This is a genomic window from Kitasatospora sp. NPDC032150 (genome assembly GCF_055579945.1).
This window is the reverse complement of sequence record NZ_JBVIMH010000015.1, coordinates 95,182-110,937: the sequence shown is the minus strand read 5'-3', so window position 1 is coordinate 110,937 and position 15,756 is coordinate 95,182. Positions and strand designations below refer to the sequence as shown.

Genomic DNA, 15,756 nt, shown 5'->3' with positions numbered 1-15,756 from the left:
CCGTGAACGACCGTTCACCGCAACCCGGTGCCCGGTCCGACACGCCTGCCGTGCCGTGCCCCACCACCCGTGGGCCCGGCACCCCGACCGAGGAGGCCCGCCCGTCATGAGCCCCGCTCCCGCCAAGCCCGTCGACCGCCAGCTCCCCAGTGACGAGGCCCGCGAGCTGCTGAGCCTCACCAGGGACCTGGTCCAGCGCGAACTCAAGCCCCGCGCCGCCGAGGACGAGGCCGCCGGCCGGTTCCCGCGCGAGGTCTTCCGCACCCTCGGTGAGGCCGGTCTGCTCTCCCTCCCGTACGAGGAGCGCTACGGCGGCGGCGAGCAGCCGTACGAGGTCTACCTGCAGGTCCTGGAGGAGCTCGCGGCCGGCTGGCTCGCGGTCGGCCTCGGCGTCAGCGTGCACACCCTCTCCTGCTACGGGCTGGCCACCTTCGGCACCGAGGAGCAGCGCAGGCGCTGGCTGCCCGGGATGCTCGGGGGCGAGCAGCTCGGCGCGTACTGCCTCTCCGAGCCGCAGTCCGGCTCCGACGCCGCCGCGCTGCGCACCCGGGCCGAGGCGGATGGCGACGAGTACGTGGTGAACGGCACCAAGGCCTGGATCACGCACGGCGGCCGCGCCGACTTCTACAGCACCATGGTGCGGACCGGTGAGGACGGTGCGCGGGGCATCAGCTGCCTGCTCGTCCCGGCCGACAGCGCCGGGCTCTCGGCGGCGCAGCCGGAGCACAAGATGGGCATGAACAGCTCGCCCACCGCCCAGGTGCACTTCGACGGCGTCCGAGTGGCCCGGGAGCGGCGGATCGGCGAGGAGGGCCAGGGCTTCCAGATCGCCCTGTCCGCACTGGACTCCGGCCGGCTCGGCATCGCCGCCTGTGCGATCGGCGTCGCCCAGGCCGCGCTCGACCTCGCCGTCGACTACGCGGGCACCCGGCAGCAGTTCGGCCGCCCGATCGCCGACTTCCAGGGGCTGTCCTTCATGATGGCCGACATGGCCACCCAGATCGAGGCCGGCCGCGCGCTCTACCTGTCCGCCGCCCGCCGCCGCGACGCGGGACTGCCGTTCTCCAAGGAGGCGGCGATGGCGAAGCTGTTCTGCACCGACGCCGCGATGCGGGTCACCACGGACGCGGTCCAGGTCCTCGGCGGCTACGGCTACACCCAGGACTACCCGGCCGAGCGCTACATGCGCGAGGCCAAGGTGCTCCAGATCGTCGAGGGCACCAACCAGATCCAGCGCCTGGTCATCGGCCGCCACCTGAGCCGATAGGGCCTGTCGTGGGAGTGGGAACCGCCGGCGGATCCCACTCCCCGTGGCGGACGGCAAGCAGCAGGGGCGCGGGGAACCGCGCGCGGACCGGCCACTTCCATCGAGGGCCGGCCGCGCGGTCCCCGCGCCCCTGAAAAGCTCACCCCTCCCCCGAAGTGCTCCCGGTGCGGCGGGAGTTCACCGGCGCGAGGCGAAGGCGTCAGTGCCGTACCAGGCGCCCGCGCTGCGCCGGAACCCGCACCCGGCGCAGCGGCACCGCCCCGGGCCCGCCCACGTGCGAGAACGGCTGGGTGCGCCAGTCGAGTTCGGCCGGCAGCGCCAGCAGGGCCTCGGCGCCGGGCGCGGCCTGGTCGGCGGCCGGGTCGTCGCACTCGGCCAGGTCCTCGGTGGGTGCACCCGAACCGGGGCAGAGCGCGGGGGAGAAGGGGTGCCAGGCGGTCGGCAGTACGGCGTGCTGCGGCAGCCGCTCCTCGTCGCCGATCAGGGCGATCGGGCGGTCGCAGGCGGGGCAGTGCACGCGGGCGATCTCCCAGCTGTCCATGTCGCCGGGGTCGACCCCCGGGAACCCGGACCCGGCGAGGTCGAGGTCGAAGTCGGCGTCGCGGTCGAGGCGTTCGTCATCCTCCACGGCGCGGGAGCGCTGGTCAGTAGCAAGCATCTTGATCCCCCTCGGATCGGGCCGGGCTCGCGTCGGCCCTGGCCACAAGCAGCCCTTCCCTGCGTCACAGCGCCATAACCCTGCACTGCGGTGCACTGTGATGCACGGGGTGTGTCGTTCGCCACATTCCAGCGGCACATGCCCCGTTCATGCGCCGCGTCTGCTGGGGCCCGTACGCCGGTCGCACTGCGGTGGCGCTCGCCGACGGCGCCGGAGATCGGGTGCGGGCCCCGCAATGCGCGCGTCCGAGCACTCACCGAAAACGGAAGAGTGCACACCGGGTCGGCAAGCCGGCCCGAGGGGAAGTAGGTTTGCGCCTTGTGGAGGATCTCGATCAGCGCATCGTCCGGCTGCTCCTGCAAGACGGCCGGATGAGCTACACGGACCTGGGCAAGGCCACCGGCCTGTCCACCTCGGCGGTGCACCAGCGCGTGCGCCGGCTCGAGCAGCGCGGTGTCATCCGCGGCTACACGGCGATCATCGACCCGGACGCGGTCGACCTCGCGCTGACCGCCTTCATCTCGGTGAAACCGTTCGACCCCAGCGCGCCCGACGACACCCCGGAGCGGCTGGCCCCGCTGCCCGAGATCGAGGCGTGCCACAGCGTCGCGGGCGACGAGAACTACATCCTCAAGGTGCGGGTCGCCGCCCCCGGCGACCTGGAGGACCTGCTGGCCCGCATCCGCAGCGCCGCCGGGGTCTCCACCCGCACCACGGTGGTGCTCTCCACCCCGTACGAGGCGCGCCCGCCGAGGCTCTGAGGCGCGCCCCGGCGCTCCGGCCGCATTCGGTCGGGTGCAGACTTGGGCCCATGACCGAACGCACCAACCGGACCGTGCTCCTCCGCGGCGGCGCCGTCTACAGCCCTGCCGATCCGTTCGCCACCGCGATGCTGGTCGAGGGGGAACACATCGCCTGGGTCGGCAGCGACGGCGCCGCCCAGGCGTACGCCGAGACCGCCGACGAGGTGGTGGAGCTGGCCGGCGCCCTGGTCACCCCCGCCTTCGTGGACGCCCACGTCCACGCCACCTCGGCGGGACTGGCCCTGACCGGTCTGGACCTCACCGGCTGCCCTTCGCTGGCCGAGGCGCTGGAGCGGATCTCCGCCTTCGCCCGGTCCGCGGACGACGGCGTGCTGCTCGGTCACGGCTGGGACGAGAGCGGCTGGCCCGAGGGCCGCCCGCCGACGCTCGCCGAACTGGACGCCGCGGCCGGCACCGCCGCGGTCTACCTCTCCCGTACCGACGTCCACTCGGCCCTGGCCAGTACCGCCCTGCGGGAGCTGACCGAGGGCCTCGCCGAGCTGCCCGGCCACCACCCCACCGCGCCGCTGACCCGCGACGCCCACCACGCCGTACGACAGGCGGCCCTCGCGCACCTGACGCCGGAGCAGCGCCGGGCCGCCCAGCGCGCCGCCCTGCGCCGGGCCGCCGAACTGGGCATCGGCGCGGTCCACGAGTGCGCCGGACCGGAGATCTCCTCCGCCGAGGACCTGGCCGCGCTGCTCGCCCTCGCGGCCGAGGGCGAGGGCCCGGAGGTCTTCGGTTACTGGGGCGAACTCGGCGGCATCGAGACCGCCCGCCGGCTGGGAGCCGTCGGCGCCGGCGGCGACCTCTTCGTGGACGGCGCACTCGGCTCGCACACCGCCTGCCTGAACACCCCGTACGCGGACGCCGAGCACACCGGCACCGCCTACCTGACGGCCGAACAGGTCGCCGACCACGTCGCCACCTGCACCGAGGCCGGGCTCCAGGCCGGGTTCCACGCGATCGGGGACGCCGCGCTGGCCACCGTCCTGGACGGCGTCCGGGCGGCGGCCGACCGGGTCGGCCTGGCCCGCGTCCGCTCGCTGCGCCACCGGGTCGAGCACGCCGAAGCGCTGGACGACAAGACCATCGCCGCCTTCGCCGAGCTCGGCCTCACCGCGTCCGTGCAGCCCGCCTTCGACGCCTGCTGGGGCGGTCCGGACGGCATGTACGTCCAGCGGCTCGGCGCTGAACGGGCCGCCGGGCTCAACCCCTTCGCCGCCATGCTGCGCGCCGGGGTCCCGCTGGCCTTCGGCTCGGACGCCCCGGTCACCCCGCTCGACCCCTGGGGCACGGTACGGGCGGCCGCCTTCCACCAGACCCCGGAGCACCGGATCTCGGTCCGCGCGGCGTTCACGGCACACACCCGGGGCGGCTGGCGCGCGCTCGGCCGCGACCAGGACGGCGTGCTGGTACCCGGCGCCGTCGCCAGCTACGCGATCTGGGAGGTCACCGACCTGGTCGTGCAGGCCCCGGACGACCGGGTCGCCGGCTGGTCCACCGACCCCCGCTCCGGCACCCCCGGACTCCCGGACCTCACCCCGGGCGTGCCGCTGCCGACCTGCCTGCGCACCGTCGTCCGCGGCCGGACCGTCCACGAGCGCTGATCCGTCGCAGGGCGGGCCGACCGGGCACCGACCGGGGGCGCGTACCTCGCGGGGCCCGCTACGACGGCGCACGGCCGCTCCAACGGGTCCCCGCGCCATGCCGGCGGGGATGTCGTCGCTGATCAGGCACCCTTGAGGGACGGCCGGTAGCCGTCCGGGGTACCTTTCTCCGACGGCTCTCGGCACCGAGTGGCCCGGTCGACCAGACGGCACTCGCAGAGCGAGCGAACGGCACAGCCAGAGAGGTGGTGCGCAGGTGGCACTGCCCGAGAACCAGGGCCAGTCGACGGCGGACTCGGAGGCGGCCACGGTCGTCCCCGAGCAGCGCCCGGGACGGCTGGGCCGCCGCTGGAGCGGGATCCGGGCCGGCCTGCCCAGAACCGCCCTGGCCGCGGCTGCCGGGCTGATGCTGGCCCTGGCCTTCCCGCCGTTCGACCTCTGGCCGCTGTCCATCACCGGCGTGGCCGCCCTCTCCCTGTTGACCCGGGGGCGGACGGCCCGCCAGGGAGCGTGGACGGGCCTCGCGTTCGGGTTCCCGTTCTTCCTGCTGCTGCTCGACTGGATGCGGGTCATCGGCCTGGACGCCATGGCCGGGCTCGCCTTCCTGGAGGCCCTGTTCCTCGTCGCGCTCGGCGCCGGCCTCGCCGTCACCTCCCGGCTGCGCACCTGGCCGCTGTGGACGGCCTGCCTCTGGGTGGCCGAGGAATGGGCGCGTGACCGGCTTCCGCTCGGCGGCTTCCCGTGGGGCCGGCTGGCCTTCGCCAACACGGCGAGCCCGTTCACACCGCTGGCCGCGCTCGGCGGTGCCCCGCTGGTGACCTTCGCCGTCGCCCTGGCGGGTGCCCTGCTGGCGTACGCCGCCGTCCGCCTCGGCCCGGCGCCGGGGGCCGCTCCCGGTGATCCCGCAGTTGGTACCGCCTCCGCTGACGCCGCCCCCGATGGCGCCGCCCCCGATGGCGCCGCCCCCGCGGGCACCGGGGACGCCCCCGCCCCCGCCGCCCCCGCGGGCACCGGGGACGCCCCCGCCCCCGCCGTCGGGATGGCCCCCCGCCCCGCTCGGGCCGCCGTGCTGGCCGGAGCCGGCATCGCGGCGACGGTCCTCGCCGGATACCTCGTTCCGGTGCCGACCGGTGCCCACACCGCCGACACCGTCAAGGTGGCCGTCATCCAGGGCAACGTGGCGCACCCCGGCATGGACTTCCTCGGCCGCCCGATGATGGTGCTCGACAACCACGCCTCGGCCACCGAGCGCTTCGCGGCCGACGTCGCCGCCGGCCGGGCCGAGCGCCCGGACGTGGTGATCTGGCCGGAGAACTCCTCCGACCTCAACCCCTTCGCGGTCCCGGAGGCGTACGACCGGATCGACCGGGCCGTGAAGGCCGTCGGCGTGCCGACCCTGGTCGGCGCCCTGGTGGACGGCCCGGACAGCCAGCACGTCCAGAACGAGGGCATCGTCTGGGACCCGAAGAACGGCCCCGGCGACTACTACGTCAAGCAGCACCCGGTGCCGTTCGGGGAGTACGTGCCGTTCCGCGCCGAACTCTCCAAGGTGATCACCCGGCTGCAGCGGGTGGCCCGGGACTTCTACCCGGGTACCCACGACGGTGTGATGCAGCTCGGCCCGGCTCGGATCGGCGACGTGATCTGCTTCGAGGTCGCGTACGACGAGATCGTCCGAGACACCGTCAACGACGGCGGCCGGGTGTTGGTGGTCCAGACCAATAACGCAACGTACGCCAAGAGCGGGCAGCCCGAGCAGCAGCTGGCGATGTCCCGGCTGCGCGCGGTCGAACACGGCCGGGCGGTCCTGATCGCCGCGACCAGCGGGATCAGCGCGGTCATCGCCCCGGACGGCTCGGTGGAGAGCCGCACCCAGGAGCTCACCCCGGCCGAACTCAGCGCCACCGTGCCGCTGCTCGACGGCCGGACGGTGGCCGACCGGGTGGGTGCGGCGCCCGAGTGGGTGCTCTCCATCGCCGGCCTGCTGGCGTGCGGCGCGGCGGCGGCGAGACGGCCGGAACACCGGCCAAGGTCGAACCGTTGAGCGAGGTGGAGGACGCAGCAGCGGCTGCCGTCCCCCGTTAGGTTGCCGATCTGCGCGGAGCACCGCGCTGGAGTGGATTCGTACCGTGACCCAGCAAGCATCCCAGGTCCGTCCGGCCCCGCACAGCCGTCTGCGGCGGGGGCTGCCGTTGCTGATCGCCGCCTGGCTGGTGCTGGAGATCTGGCTGCTGACGGTCGTCGCGAGCGCGGCCGGCTGGTTCACGGTACTGGTCCTGCTGGTGGCCGGGGCCTTCCTGGGCGGTTCGCTGATCAAGCGGGCCGGGCTGAGGGCATTCTCGGCGGCCGTCGCGCAGAGCCGCGACCCCAAGTCGCAGCAGCCCCAGACCGGCACGAGCCTGACCGTCCTGGCCGGACTGCTGCTGATCCTGCCCGGCTTCCTGTCCGACCTGGTCGGCCTGACCCTGCTCCTGCCGCCCACCAGGGCGATGTGGCGCGCACTCGGGCGCCGGTTCGCCAGGACGGCGCTGCGCTCCACCGCACGGCCGGGGGCGGGCCACTTCGCGGACGCCATGCGGCTCCAGGAGCAGCTGCGCATCCACCGCCCGGACGGCAAGGTCGTCCAGGGCGAGGTTGTCGATCCCCGGACCGGTCCCACCGGCCCGGACACCGACTACCGCCCGCCGATCACCGGCTGACCGGAGCCCACTGGCCGGTCGAGGCGGTGCGCCCGCCGGGCAGCGGGTCAAGGGATGGTGGATCCACGAGCAGCCCCGTACCCTCGCGTGCGCCGCCGACTGACTCGGGCCGAATCGAAGGGGCCCCGGGCGATTGCCCGGGGCCCCTTCGAAGTCCTCCGCCGAGGCGGAGGGTGTGATCACGCGCTCTTGCGGGTGTCACGCGGGTGAACCGCGAGGTTCATCCCGCCGGAGCGGAGCACTGCCAGCCGCTCGGCCAGCACCTCCTCCAGCTCTTCCCGCGTGCGACGCTCCATCAGCATGTCCCAATGGGTACGCGTCGGCTTGATCTTCTTCTCCTCCGGCTCATCGCCGTCGAGCAGGACTGCCTCCTGGCCGCAGAAACGGCATTCCCAGACCGAGGGAATCTCCGCCTCAACGGAGAAAGGAACCTCGAATCGGTGTCCGTTCTGACATGCGTACTCAACGGTCTGGCGGGGAGCCAGATCGATTCCACGGTCGGTCTCGTAGCTAGTGGCCCCGAGTCGCGTGCCGCGGAGAGCTCGCTCGCTCATGAATCGTGCCTCCCGGGCTTATGGCCCACAGGACTAGTGGTCGCTGTCATCGTCGTTCGGTCAACGCTCGGCCGCCGACGAAGATTCCCGTCCCGGGACATGCGTCGCCTGTCGTGCCGCCCCTGTTTGTACCCATCCCCGCCCGATTTGTCACATCTGGGCTCGAATATCACCCAGAGTGTCACCAATTGTGCACACAGCTAGCAATTCAGCCCAGTGGCGGCCGCCCGAGTTTATCCGCTCACGCTCGCCAGACCGTACGCGGGCGCACCGGCGCCGCGTCCTTGGTCAGCTCGACCGCCGGGCCGCGAGCCGCCGCCTCGGCCGGCGCGGAAGCCTGCGCGGCAGGCTGGGCAGGAGCCGGTTCCGCGTCGGCACCCGCCTCGGTCCTGGTGTCCCGGTGCGGCAGCAGGGTGATCACCGCGTCCCGCAGCTGGGGCGACGCCTCTTCGTCCAGCGGGTCCACGGTGGCCGGGACCTGGAGCCGTACCGGCAGCGCCGTGCCGATCCGGGCGTAGCCGCGTCCGGGTGGCATCTGCGCGGCGGGTGCGATGTCCAGCGGGACGCCGAGGGCCGCCTCGGCGGCCTCGGCGCCGGACGGGCCGAGTACCACGCGGGCCCTGGTGGTGGCCCGGATGGTGGCGGAGATGCGGTCGCGGGCCGCCAGGTCGTCGGCGATCACCACGGTCACCCGGGCGGCCCGGCCCTGGCGAAGCGGGACCTCCAGCAGGTCCTGCGGGTCGGGGCGGCCCTCCGCGTGGGCGAGTTCGCTCAGCTCGGTGGGGTGGTCGAGTAACAGCCAGAGGGGACGGCTGACGTCCTCGGGCGGGGTGACGCCGTGGTGGCGGGCGGTGCTGAGGGCGGCGACCCGGCGCTCGGTCTCCTTGGCGGCCCACTCCAGCGCGGCCAGCGCGCCGTGCAGGCTGGTCTCCACGGTGTACACGCCGGGGCGGTTCACCAGGCAGGCGTGCTCACCGGTGCCCGCGCCGTCGATCAGCACCAGATCGCCGTACGGGAGCGCCTGGAGCGCGATCGAGCGGATCAGCGTGGACGTGCCCTGGCCGGCCGCGCCGAGGGCCAGCAGGTGCGGCTCGGCGGATCGCGGGCCGGTCCGCCAGATCACCGGTGGCTGCTGGACGGTGTCGCCGCCCTGGTGCACCGGGATGGTCCGGTGGCTGCCGAGCTCGTCGGTGAAGCCGAGCACGACCTCGCCCGGGGCGGTGACGAAGTGCTGGGCGGCGATGTCGGTGGGCAGCGGCGCCAGGGCGGTGATCCGCAGCCGGTTGGACTCCTCGTCCCAGTCGAAGCGGTACTCCCTGGCGCGACCGGCCTTGCTCTGGACGACCTGCTCGATCTTGGCCCGGGCACTCGGCTCGGTGTCGGTGAAGTAGGCCGGATAGGCCAGGTCGAGCGCGGTCATCCGGCCCTCGGCGTCGAACTCCCAGGCGCTGAAGGCGGACTTGTAGTTGCCGTCCAGGCTGTAGAGGGGCGAGGGCTCGTCCATCCCGCCCAGATAGGGGGTCAACGCGGCGTAGAGGGCGGCCAGTCTGAGGTCGGCGACGTCCGGCCGGGGCTCGGCGGGGGCGGCCTTGGGGGCGCGGCCGGCCCAGGCGGAGCTGGCCATCAGGGCGAGCGCGGCGATCAGCGGACCGTGCGGCAGCAGGTAGATGCCGAGCAGGATCGCTGCGGACAGGAACAGGGTGGGGCCCCGGCGGTCCTTGGGGGTGGCCGCCCACCGGCCCCTGGCCCAGGCGGCGTGGACGCGCAGTCCGCGCCCGATCGCGGTCAGCGGGGCGAACATGTCGGAGGCGCAGTCGCTTGCCGAGCGGGCGAGATCGCGGCCTCGGTTGAAATGGCGGGTGAGGGACATTCCTGACTCCCCGGGCGGGTGGCACAAGCGGGACGGTGTCGACAAGGCCCGGGGGCGGTGGGATCCGCGCCCGGGCCGTGACTGCGGGGGGCCGGTCAGAACTTGAGGCCGCTCAACAGGGTGGCCAGGCTCGCGCCGCCCGCCGTGATGCTCGGGGCGATCGAGGAACCCGCGACGTAGAAGCCGAACAGGGCGCAGACCAGCGCATGCGAGACCTTGAGGCCGTCCCGCCGGAAGAAGAGGAATGCGATGGTGCCGAACAGGACGATGCCGGAAATCGAGAGGATCACGTGTTCTGCTCCTCGGTGAGGGGGGACGGGGGACGGAGAGAAAATGGGCTACCGAAAGCGATCTAATCGTGACAAAAAGTAATAGATGACGGAACGGGGCAAATGGGTGTACCTGGCACTCGGGTGAGCGTGGGAGGTATACGTGCGGCCCGTCGCCCGCACCGGAATTCCGCTCTCTCAGGTCCCCCGTGCGCCGTCTCCCGCGCGCGGCCACCGGGAGAAAATCACTCGAACGGATGCGTTACATCCGTACTAACGCGTCATCCGCTACGGTGCGTACGACACTGCGCACCGGATCCGAAAGGCCGTCATGACCGACTCAGCTCCGCAGACTCCCCAGACTCCCCGGAACCCGCAGGCCGGGCAGGCCGGGCAGGTGCCGGACGACGAGGTGATCGAGCTGGCGGGCAGGCTCTTCGACGCCGCCCGTAATGGCGACACGGCGCTGCTGGCGGGGTACCTCCGGGCCGGTGCCCCCGCCGACCTCGCCAACGACAGGGGCGACACGCTGATCATGCTCGCCGCCTACCACGGCCATGCGGAGACCGTCGAGGCGCTGCTGGCACACGACGGCGACCCGAACCGGGTCAACGACCGGGGCCAGACCCCGCTGGCCGGAGCCGTCTTCAAGGGCGAGGAGAAGGTGATCGCCGCCCTGCTGGCCGGCGGCGCCGACCCGTGGGCAGGCGCCCCGTCCGCCGTGGACACCGCCCGGATGTTCGGCAAGGACGAGCTGGTGTCCCGCTTCGAGGGCCGCTGACCCGGGCGCCGGCCGGCGGTATCGGCGACGTAGGCTTGCCGGTCATGGAGATACGCACCACCGGTTACGGGCACCCGGATGCCGTACGGCTGTCCGACGAGGTCCAGCAGGAGTACGTACGCCGCTACGGCGACGCGGATGTGACCGTCATGCACCCGGACCACTTCGAGCCGCCGGCCGGGATCTTCGTGGTCGGCTACCTCGACGGGCAGCCGGTCGCCTGCGGCGGCTGGCGGGCCAAGGAGACGGACGGCGCCGGGGTGCGCGACGGTGATGCGGAACTCAAGCGGATGTACGTGACGCCGGCGGCCCGTGGGCGCGGCTTGGCCCGCGCGGTGCTGCGTCACCTGGAGCGGACCGCCGCCGAGGCAGGGCGCACCCGCGTGATCCTGGAGAGCGGTACCGAGCAGCCTGAGGCGCTGGCGCTGTACGCCTCCGAGGGGTACGAGGCGATCACCAAGTTCGGCGTCTACAAGGAGCACCCGCAGAGCGTCTGCATGGGCAAGCCGCTGGTGCGCGAGGCCGGCTGAGGCCGGCCGCCAAAGACTCCGGCGGCCGGCCTCGCCGATCCGCTCAGGGCGTCAGACGGTGCAGGTCGCGGGGGAAGAGTGTGGTGCGGCGTACGTTGTCGGCGCCGGTGAGCCGGGCCGTCCAGCGTTCGAGGCCGAGCGCGAACCCGCCGTGCGGGGGCATCCCGTGGGCGAAGGCTTGCAGGTAGCTCGCGTACGGCTCGACCGGCTCGCCGCGTGCGGCCAGTGCGGCTAGGTAGTCCTCGTGGCGGTGCAGCCGCTGGCCGCCGGTGACCAGTTCCAGACCGCGGAAGAGCAGGTCGAAGCTGTTGGAGTAGGCGGGCCTGGCCGGGTCCGGGTGGGTGTAGAAGGGGCGCTTGGCCATCGGGTAGCCGACCACGAAGAGGAACTCGCTGCCGTGCTCCCGCAGCGCCCACTCACTGAGCCACCGCTCGTGCGCCGGGGCGAGGTCGGGCTCGTCCGTCCCCAGCATCCGCATCGCCTCCGCGAAGTGCACCTGGGGGATCTCGGCGGGCACCTCGGGCAGCTTCACCGCCAGCGACTCCACCGCGCCGGCGGCGCGTCCGGCGACCGCGGCGGTCATCCCGGCGACCGCCTCGCGCACCACGGCCATCACGTCGCGGTGGTCGGTGATGAAGCCCAACTCGGCGTCCAGGCTGGTGTACTGGGCGAGGTGGCGGGCGGTGTCGTGGGGCTCGGCGCGGAACACCGGGCCGGTCTCGTAGACCCGCTCGAAGACGCCCACCATGGTCTGCTTGAAGAACTGCGGGGACTGCGCCAGGTACGCCGTGCTGCCGAACCAGTCGAGCTTGAAGACGTTCGCGCCGGACTCGGTGGCCGAGGAGACCACCTTGGGAGTCTGGATCTCGGTGAACCCGAGTTCGTCGAGGGTTTCGCGGAAGCCGGCCACCGAGGCGGCGGAGATCCGGTGGACGGCGGCCAGCCGTGGATGCCGCAGGGTGACGGGGGCGCTGTCCAGGATCACCGGCAGGGCGGCCGGGACGGTCGGCCGGAACAGGCTGACCGGCGGTGGGACGGCGAGGCCGGACAGCACGGTGATCTCGGGAGCGGTGAGCTCGATGCCGTCAGGAGCCTGGGGGTTGGCGGTGACGGTGGCCCGGATGCGGAGCACGGTCTCCTCGGGGAAGTCCACGCCGGGTGCGGCCACCACCTGGGCGAGGCCCGAGCGGTCCCGGATCACCAGGAAGGTCACGGACTTGAGCCCCCGGCGGCGGTGCAGCCAGCCGGAGATCTCGACTTCTTCTCCCACGTGGCCGGGCAGTTCGGCGGCCAGGACGCGGGTCGTAGGGTGGATCATCGCTGCCCTCCAGGGGCGTCGTCATGATCCCTTCGGGGTGCGGGCGAGAAGGGGGACTCGCGGTGCCACCGCACCTGCACCGCAGCCCTGGGGCCGCGGCCTCGTTGCGGCCCGGTGACGGGGGCCGGCCGGCGAGGCATTTCCTCCTCGCACTCAGGAGTGTCTTCCCGCCGGGGCGCGAGGCCGCCTTCCCAGCTGCCGGCGGCTCTCTGCACTCACGCGGACCCGGAGGTACTCGTCTCCCTCGACGTGTTGTCGCAGAGGCTACGGCCGACGCCCGGTGGTCGCAACACCGTTTTCCCGGACGCAGGCCGTGAGACCGACCGGCAACAGGGCCCGCGGCGTCGCGTGCCGATGGCTCGCTCTCTTCCTCCTTGCCCGCCATCGGGCGGGGGTCCCCCCGGCCGGAGGCTGGGGGCGAGGGGCCCTCGGGCGCACGTCCCTCGTCGCGCGCAGCGTCGCTGCGCTCCCTTCCCCCAGCCTTCGGCCGGACGGGTTGCCCCCGGCCGGAGGCTGGGGGATGTGCCCCCTCCTCGACCCGCGCTCCCTGTCGACGGTCGGTCCAGGGCGGTCGGAACCGCCGCGCGGGCGTCAGTTCCCGACGGCCTGGCGGACGACGGCGGTGAACTGCTCGCCGGTCATCGGGGTGCCCTGGGAGTCGAAGAGCTCCAGCGGCTTGCCGTCGAGCTTGATGGTCGGAGTGCCGCGCACACCGCTGCTGTTGAAGTCGGCGGCGACCTTGCTCGCCCAGGGGCGGAAGGTGCCCTCGGTGACGGCCTTGGTGAACGCGTCGGTCTTCAGCCCCGGCACCTGGCCGGCCAGTTCGAGGATGTGGTTGACGTCGCCGAAGCCGTCCACCCGCTCCTCGGGCTGGTTGGCGTACAGCAGGTCGTGGAACTGCTTGAACTTCTCGGGACCGCCCTGGTCGAGGGCGGCGCCGACGGCGGCCAGCGCGGTGTTCGAGCCGTGTCCGCCGAGATTGTCGTCGAGGAAGGCGGCCAGGTGGTACTCGATCTTGTACGTACCGTCGTCGGCCAGCTGCTGGACGGCCTTGCCGGTCGAGTTCTCGAAGATCTTGCAGATCGGGCAGCGGAAGTCCTCGAACACCTGGAGGGTGTGCGGGGCGTCGGTCTTGCCGTAGACGATCACGGTGCCGTTGCGGCCCGAGGTGTTGGCGGGGGTGGCGACGGTGGAGGGGGCCGCTATGGCCTCGGACTTGTCGTCGTGGCTGCCGACGCCGTCGCTCGCGGCGGTGACCGCGAGGGTGGCCGCGGCGGCCAGGGCGAGGGCGCCGACGACCGAGCCGCCGATCACCGCCCGGCGGCGGACGGCGGCGGTACGTGCCTCGCGCAGCTGGGCCTCGCGCAGGCGCTCGCGAGGGGTGGGCCGGCCGGACTGCTGGGACTGCTGGGTGCTCATGCGGTGGTCGACTCCTGGGAGCAGGGGCAGGGTGCGGCGCCGGTCGTGCGGGATCGCGGAACCGGTGCGTGGCGGCCGAAGCCGGGGCCCGCCCGTCGGGGAAGCGGTCAAAAGAACTGACGGACCGTCAGATCTGCGCGCGGCGGGTCATACGGGCCGGCGGACCGGCCGGGACCCGGGAACGGCGGACGCCGTCAGTGGGCGAGGGCGAACGCCGCCTCTGGCGGGCCGCGCCGGGGTGCGGGGGTGAGCACCACGGCCACCCGCCGGAGGCGGGAGTGCCGGGCCCGCGGTGCGGGCGCGAGAGAGGCGGGGCAGTTCGGCAGCGGCGCGAACAGCAGCATCCGCAGTGGAGCGGTGAGCAGTTCGCCGAGCGCGCGGCTCGTCTCGGCGAGGTCGTGCAAGGCGGCCTCGCCGAGACGCAGCCAGAGCGCGGCGGCGAAGGCGAGCAGCAGGTGCACCACCAGGACCAGCGCCTGCGCCGTGCCCGGGGCGCCCGCGGTGAGGAGCGACTGCTTGACCGAACTCCCGCCGCAGACCAGCAGATCGACACCGCGCGAGGGAGCGGCACAGGCGTCCTGGCCGAGGTTGAAGGCGGTGTTCAGCAGCAGTTCGACCGGTACCAGGACCGCCGAGATGTGCAGGAAGCGCCGCTGGCCGCCACAGGCGGGCAGCGCGGCCACGAAGACCGCCGCCGTCGCCACCGCCACCAGGCTGAGCGGCAACGGCCGCCCGGTGATGACGACTTGGCCGAGTGCGGACAGCGGAACGGCGAGCGCGGTGAACACCGCCGCTCGCAGCGCTCTGGTCGGCTGGCCGTCAGTCATGGTGCTCGGAGTATTTCACGGGCGTGCTGCCGCCGACGAAGCCGCCCGGGGCGGGCGGGCGCCCGGGGGCGCGCGGGGGTGGTCTGCAGGGTGGATGAGGCCCGGTCGAACGTTCTTGGCAGGTCAGGCACCTTTGTCCGCAGACCAGTTCGGGTGCGATCACTCGCGGGGGCGATGATCCGGCGATGGACGGATGATCCGCTGTCGGGCTGCCGGGTACGGAGCGACAATCAGCCGATGGACGATCCCCCCGACTGTCCGACCGAGGTCCCGACGCCTCCGCCGACCTCGCCTCCACCGACGCCGCCCGAGCCACCGCACCCGACACCTCCGCCTCCCTCGCCGCCGACGACACCCGCTCCGCCGCCGGCGCCGTCGGCGCCGCCGAGCCCGACGCATCACCACCCTTCGCCCACGCACACTCCGAAGCCGGCCAGGAGCACGGCGGCAGCCGTACCGCACGTACGCAAGCCCTCCGTGCCGCCCGAACCGGAACCGGCCCCCACGTACAGCGCTCTGCCGACCCCGGTGGCAGCCCCGGTGGCGACCACCGCCGCGGCCGTACCGCCACCACCGGCCCCCGCGCCGCACCTGGATCCGGCGGTGTGGACGGCGGTCGTCCTGGTCGCCGTCCTCCTCCCGGCCGCGCTGGCGGCCGTCGCGCACTCGTTCCCCGTCATCCGGAGCCGCAGTTGAACCCCATCCCGATCATCGGCGCCGCCGCGGCCGCCACCGTCGCGCTCGGCAGCCTCGCCATCGCCCAGCGCCTGCGTGCCGCCCCGGACCCGGACGGCGAGGACGACTCGCCGCACCCCGCACTCTCCAGCATCGGCGCGGGCCTGCTCTCCGGCTTCGTGCTGCTCACCGGCTTCCTGGTGGCCACCGGCTGGGCCGCGCGCACCACCTCCGTGGTCCCGCCGACCGGTCTGTACGTCGCCGACGGCGCCGCCGCGATCGCCGTACTGCTCTATCCGTCACTCGCCGCCCTCCCGTTCACCGCCCGGCACGCCACCGCCGTGGCCTTCTTCGGCGCACTCGTCGGCTACACGCTCTCGCTCGCGGTGCAGCTGCGGCCGTAGTCCTCGACGCCTGAAGCGCCTGCCGCGACGGGGTCCCGGCCGCCGGGCCGGGGCCCCGTCGCGCGCCGGGTG

Annotated in this window: 16 protein-coding genes; 9 read left to right on the top strand and 7 right to left on the bottom strand. The window is 73.4% G+C overall.

Going from position 1 to position 15,756, the window contains the following annotated elements; genetic code table 11:
- Positions 1-106 precede the first annotated feature (106 nt).
- The gene (locus tag ACZ5ON_RS19435) at positions 107-1,267 is read left to right on the top strand and encodes an acyl-CoA dehydrogenase family protein (protein ID WP_465593716.1); all 1,161 of its coding nucleotides are present in this window, start codon (positions 107-109) and stop codon (positions 1,265-1,267) included.
- Positions 1,268-1,466: 199 nt separating this feature from the next.
- Here the strand turns inward: ACZ5ON_RS19435 and ACZ5ON_RS19430 are convergent, their stop codons facing one another.
- A complete protein-coding gene (locus ACZ5ON_RS19430; RefSeq protein ID WP_465593713.1) occupies positions 1,467-1,925 on the bottom strand; it encodes a hypothetical protein in 459 nt (152 codons plus the stop codon).
- A gap of 320 nt (positions 1,926-2,245) precedes the next feature.
- Here ACZ5ON_RS19430 and ACZ5ON_RS19425 point away from each other — a divergent pair, with 320 nt between their 5' ends.
- The 4 genes from ACZ5ON_RS19425 to fxsA all read left to right on the top strand — a co-directional run bounded on the left by ACZ5ON_RS19425 (position 2,246) and on the right by fxsA (position 7,037).
- Entirely contained in the window at positions 2,246-2,686 is a 441-nt protein-coding gene (locus ACZ5ON_RS19425) for an Lrp/AsnC family transcriptional regulator (RefSeq protein WP_344634680.1), read from the top strand.
- Between the two features lie 50 nt (positions 2,687-2,736).
- The gene (locus ACZ5ON_RS19420; protein WP_465593710.1) at positions 2,737-4,338 is read left to right on the top strand and encodes an amidohydrolase; all 1,602 of its coding nucleotides are present in this window, start codon (positions 2,737-2,739) and stop codon (positions 4,336-4,338) included.
- A 256-nt stretch (positions 4,339-4,594) separates the two neighbouring features.
- Positions 4,595-6,382 (top strand): apolipoprotein N-acyltransferase, encoded by a 1,788-nt coding sequence (gene lnt, locus ACZ5ON_RS19415; protein ID WP_465593707.1) that lies wholly within the window; start codon positions 4,595-4,597, stop codon positions 6,380-6,382.
- Between the two features lie 85 nt (positions 6,383-6,467).
- The gene (gene fxsA / locus ACZ5ON_RS19410) at positions 6,468-7,037 is read left to right on the top strand and encodes an FxsA family membrane protein (RefSeq protein ID WP_465593704.1); all 570 of its coding nucleotides are present in this window, start codon (positions 6,468-6,470) and stop codon (positions 7,035-7,037) included.
- 179 nt (positions 7,038-7,216) lie between these two features.
- Here the strand turns inward: fxsA and ACZ5ON_RS19405 are convergent, their stop codons facing one another.
- From ACZ5ON_RS19405 to ACZ5ON_RS19395, 3 genes are all read right to left on the bottom strand, one after another.
- Complete coding sequence (locus ACZ5ON_RS19405) at positions 7,217-7,591, bottom strand: RNA polymerase-binding protein RbpA (RefSeq protein WP_465593701.1); 375 nt, start codon at positions 7,589-7,591, stop codon at positions 7,217-7,219.
- A gap of 241 nt (positions 7,592-7,832) precedes the next feature.
- Positions 7,833-9,461 (bottom strand): P-loop NTPase family protein, encoded by a 1,629-nt coding sequence (locus ACZ5ON_RS19400; protein ID WP_465593698.1) that lies wholly within the window; start codon positions 9,459-9,461, stop codon positions 7,833-7,835.
- A 95-nt stretch (positions 9,462-9,556) separates the two neighbouring features.
- The gene (locus tag ACZ5ON_RS19395) at positions 9,557-9,751 is read right to left on the bottom strand and encodes a hypothetical protein (protein ID WP_344634676.1); all 195 of its coding nucleotides are present in this window, start codon (positions 9,749-9,751) and stop codon (positions 9,557-9,559) included.
- Positions 9,752-10,061: 310 nt separating this feature from the next.
- On the opposite strand from ACZ5ON_RS19395, the gene ACZ5ON_RS19390 reads away from it, so the two are divergent.
- Both ACZ5ON_RS19390 and ACZ5ON_RS19385 read left to right on the top strand, forming a co-directional pair.
- Positions 10,062-10,511, top strand: coding sequence for an ankyrin repeat domain-containing protein (locus tag ACZ5ON_RS19390; RefSeq protein ID WP_465593695.1), 450 nt, complete (start codon positions 10,062-10,064; stop codon positions 10,509-10,511).
- A 44-nt stretch (positions 10,512-10,555) separates the two neighbouring features.
- Positions 10,556-11,041, top strand: a complete 486-nt coding sequence (locus ACZ5ON_RS19385; protein ID WP_465593692.1) for a GNAT family N-acetyltransferase — start codon at positions 10,556-10,558, stop codon at positions 11,039-11,041.
- A gap of 43 nt (positions 11,042-11,084) precedes the next feature.
- Here the strand turns inward: ACZ5ON_RS19385 and aspS are convergent, their stop codons facing one another.
- The 3 genes from aspS to ACZ5ON_RS19370 all read right to left on the bottom strand — a co-directional run bounded on the left by aspS (position 11,085) and on the right by ACZ5ON_RS19370 (position 14,605).
- Positions 11,085-12,359 (bottom strand): aspartate--tRNA(Asn) ligase, encoded by a 1,275-nt coding sequence (gene aspS, locus ACZ5ON_RS19380; protein WP_465593689.1) that lies wholly within the window; start codon positions 12,357-12,359, stop codon positions 11,085-11,087.
- 591 nt (positions 12,360-12,950) lie between these two features.
- Positions 12,951-13,778 carry a DsbA family protein gene (locus tag ACZ5ON_RS19375; protein ID WP_465593686.1) on the bottom strand — a complete coding sequence of 276 codons (828 nt, stop codon included), beginning with the start codon at positions 13,776-13,778 and terminating at the stop codon, positions 12,951-12,953.
- A 194-nt stretch (positions 13,779-13,972) separates the two neighbouring features.
- Positions 13,973-14,605, bottom strand: a complete 633-nt coding sequence (locus ACZ5ON_RS19370; RefSeq protein WP_465593683.1) for a hypothetical protein — start codon at positions 14,603-14,605, stop codon at positions 13,973-13,975.
- 477 nt (positions 14,606-15,082) lie between these two features.
- On the opposite strand from ACZ5ON_RS19370, the gene ACZ5ON_RS19365 reads away from it, so the two are divergent.
- Together ACZ5ON_RS19365 and ACZ5ON_RS19360 are read left to right on the top strand one after the other, a co-directional pair.
- Complete coding sequence (locus tag ACZ5ON_RS19365; protein WP_465593680.1) at positions 15,083-15,301, top strand: hypothetical protein; 219 nt, start codon at positions 15,083-15,085, stop codon at positions 15,299-15,301.
- Positions 15,298-15,684 (top strand): hypothetical protein, encoded by a 387-nt coding sequence (locus ACZ5ON_RS19360; RefSeq protein WP_465593678.1) that lies wholly within the window; start codon positions 15,298-15,300, stop codon positions 15,682-15,684. Before ACZ5ON_RS19365 ends, ACZ5ON_RS19360 begins: the two co-directional genes overlap by 4 nt.
- Positions 15,685-15,756 lie beyond the last annotated feature (72 nt).

What these genes read in the sequence shown, in the direction of transcription:
- ACZ5ON_RS19435 (WP_465593716.1), top strand. Translation starts at nt 107, where the DNA reads ATGAGCCCCGCTCCCGCCAAGCCCGTCGACCGCCAGCTCCCCAGTGAC.
- ACZ5ON_RS19430 (WP_465593713.1), bottom strand. Translation starts at nt 1,925, where the DNA reads ATGCTTGCTACTGACCAGCGCTCCCGCGCCGTGGAGGATGACGAACGC.
- ACZ5ON_RS19420 (WP_465593710.1), top strand. Translation starts at nt 2,737, where the DNA reads ATGACCGAACGCACCAACCGGACCGTGCTCCTCCGCGGCGGCGCCGTC.
- ACZ5ON_RS19405 (WP_465593701.1), bottom strand. Translation starts at nt 7,591, where the DNA reads ATGAGCGAGCGAGCTCTCCGCGGCACGCGACTCGGGGCCACTAGCTAC.
- ACZ5ON_RS19400 (WP_465593698.1), bottom strand. Translation starts at nt 9,461, where the DNA reads ATGTCCCTCACCCGCCATTTCAACCGAGGCCGCGATCTCGCCCGCTCG.
- ACZ5ON_RS19390 (WP_465593695.1), top strand. Translation starts at nt 10,062, where the DNA reads ATGACCGACTCAGCTCCGCAGACTCCCCAGACTCCCCGGAACCCGCAG.
- ACZ5ON_RS19385 (WP_465593692.1), top strand. Translation starts at nt 10,556, where the DNA reads ATGGAGATACGCACCACCGGTTACGGGCACCCGGATGCCGTACGGCTG.
- aspS (WP_465593689.1), bottom strand. Translation starts at nt 12,359, where the DNA reads ATGATCCACCCTACGACCCGCGTCCTGGCCGCCGAACTGCCCGGCCAC.
- ACZ5ON_RS19375 (WP_465593686.1), bottom strand. Translation starts at nt 13,778, where the DNA reads ATGAGCACCCAGCAGTCCCAGCAGTCCGGCCGGCCCACCCCTCGCGAG.
- ACZ5ON_RS19370 (WP_465593683.1), bottom strand. Translation starts at nt 14,605, where the DNA reads ATGACTGACGGCCAGCCGACCAGAGCGCTGCGAGCGGCGGTGTTCACC.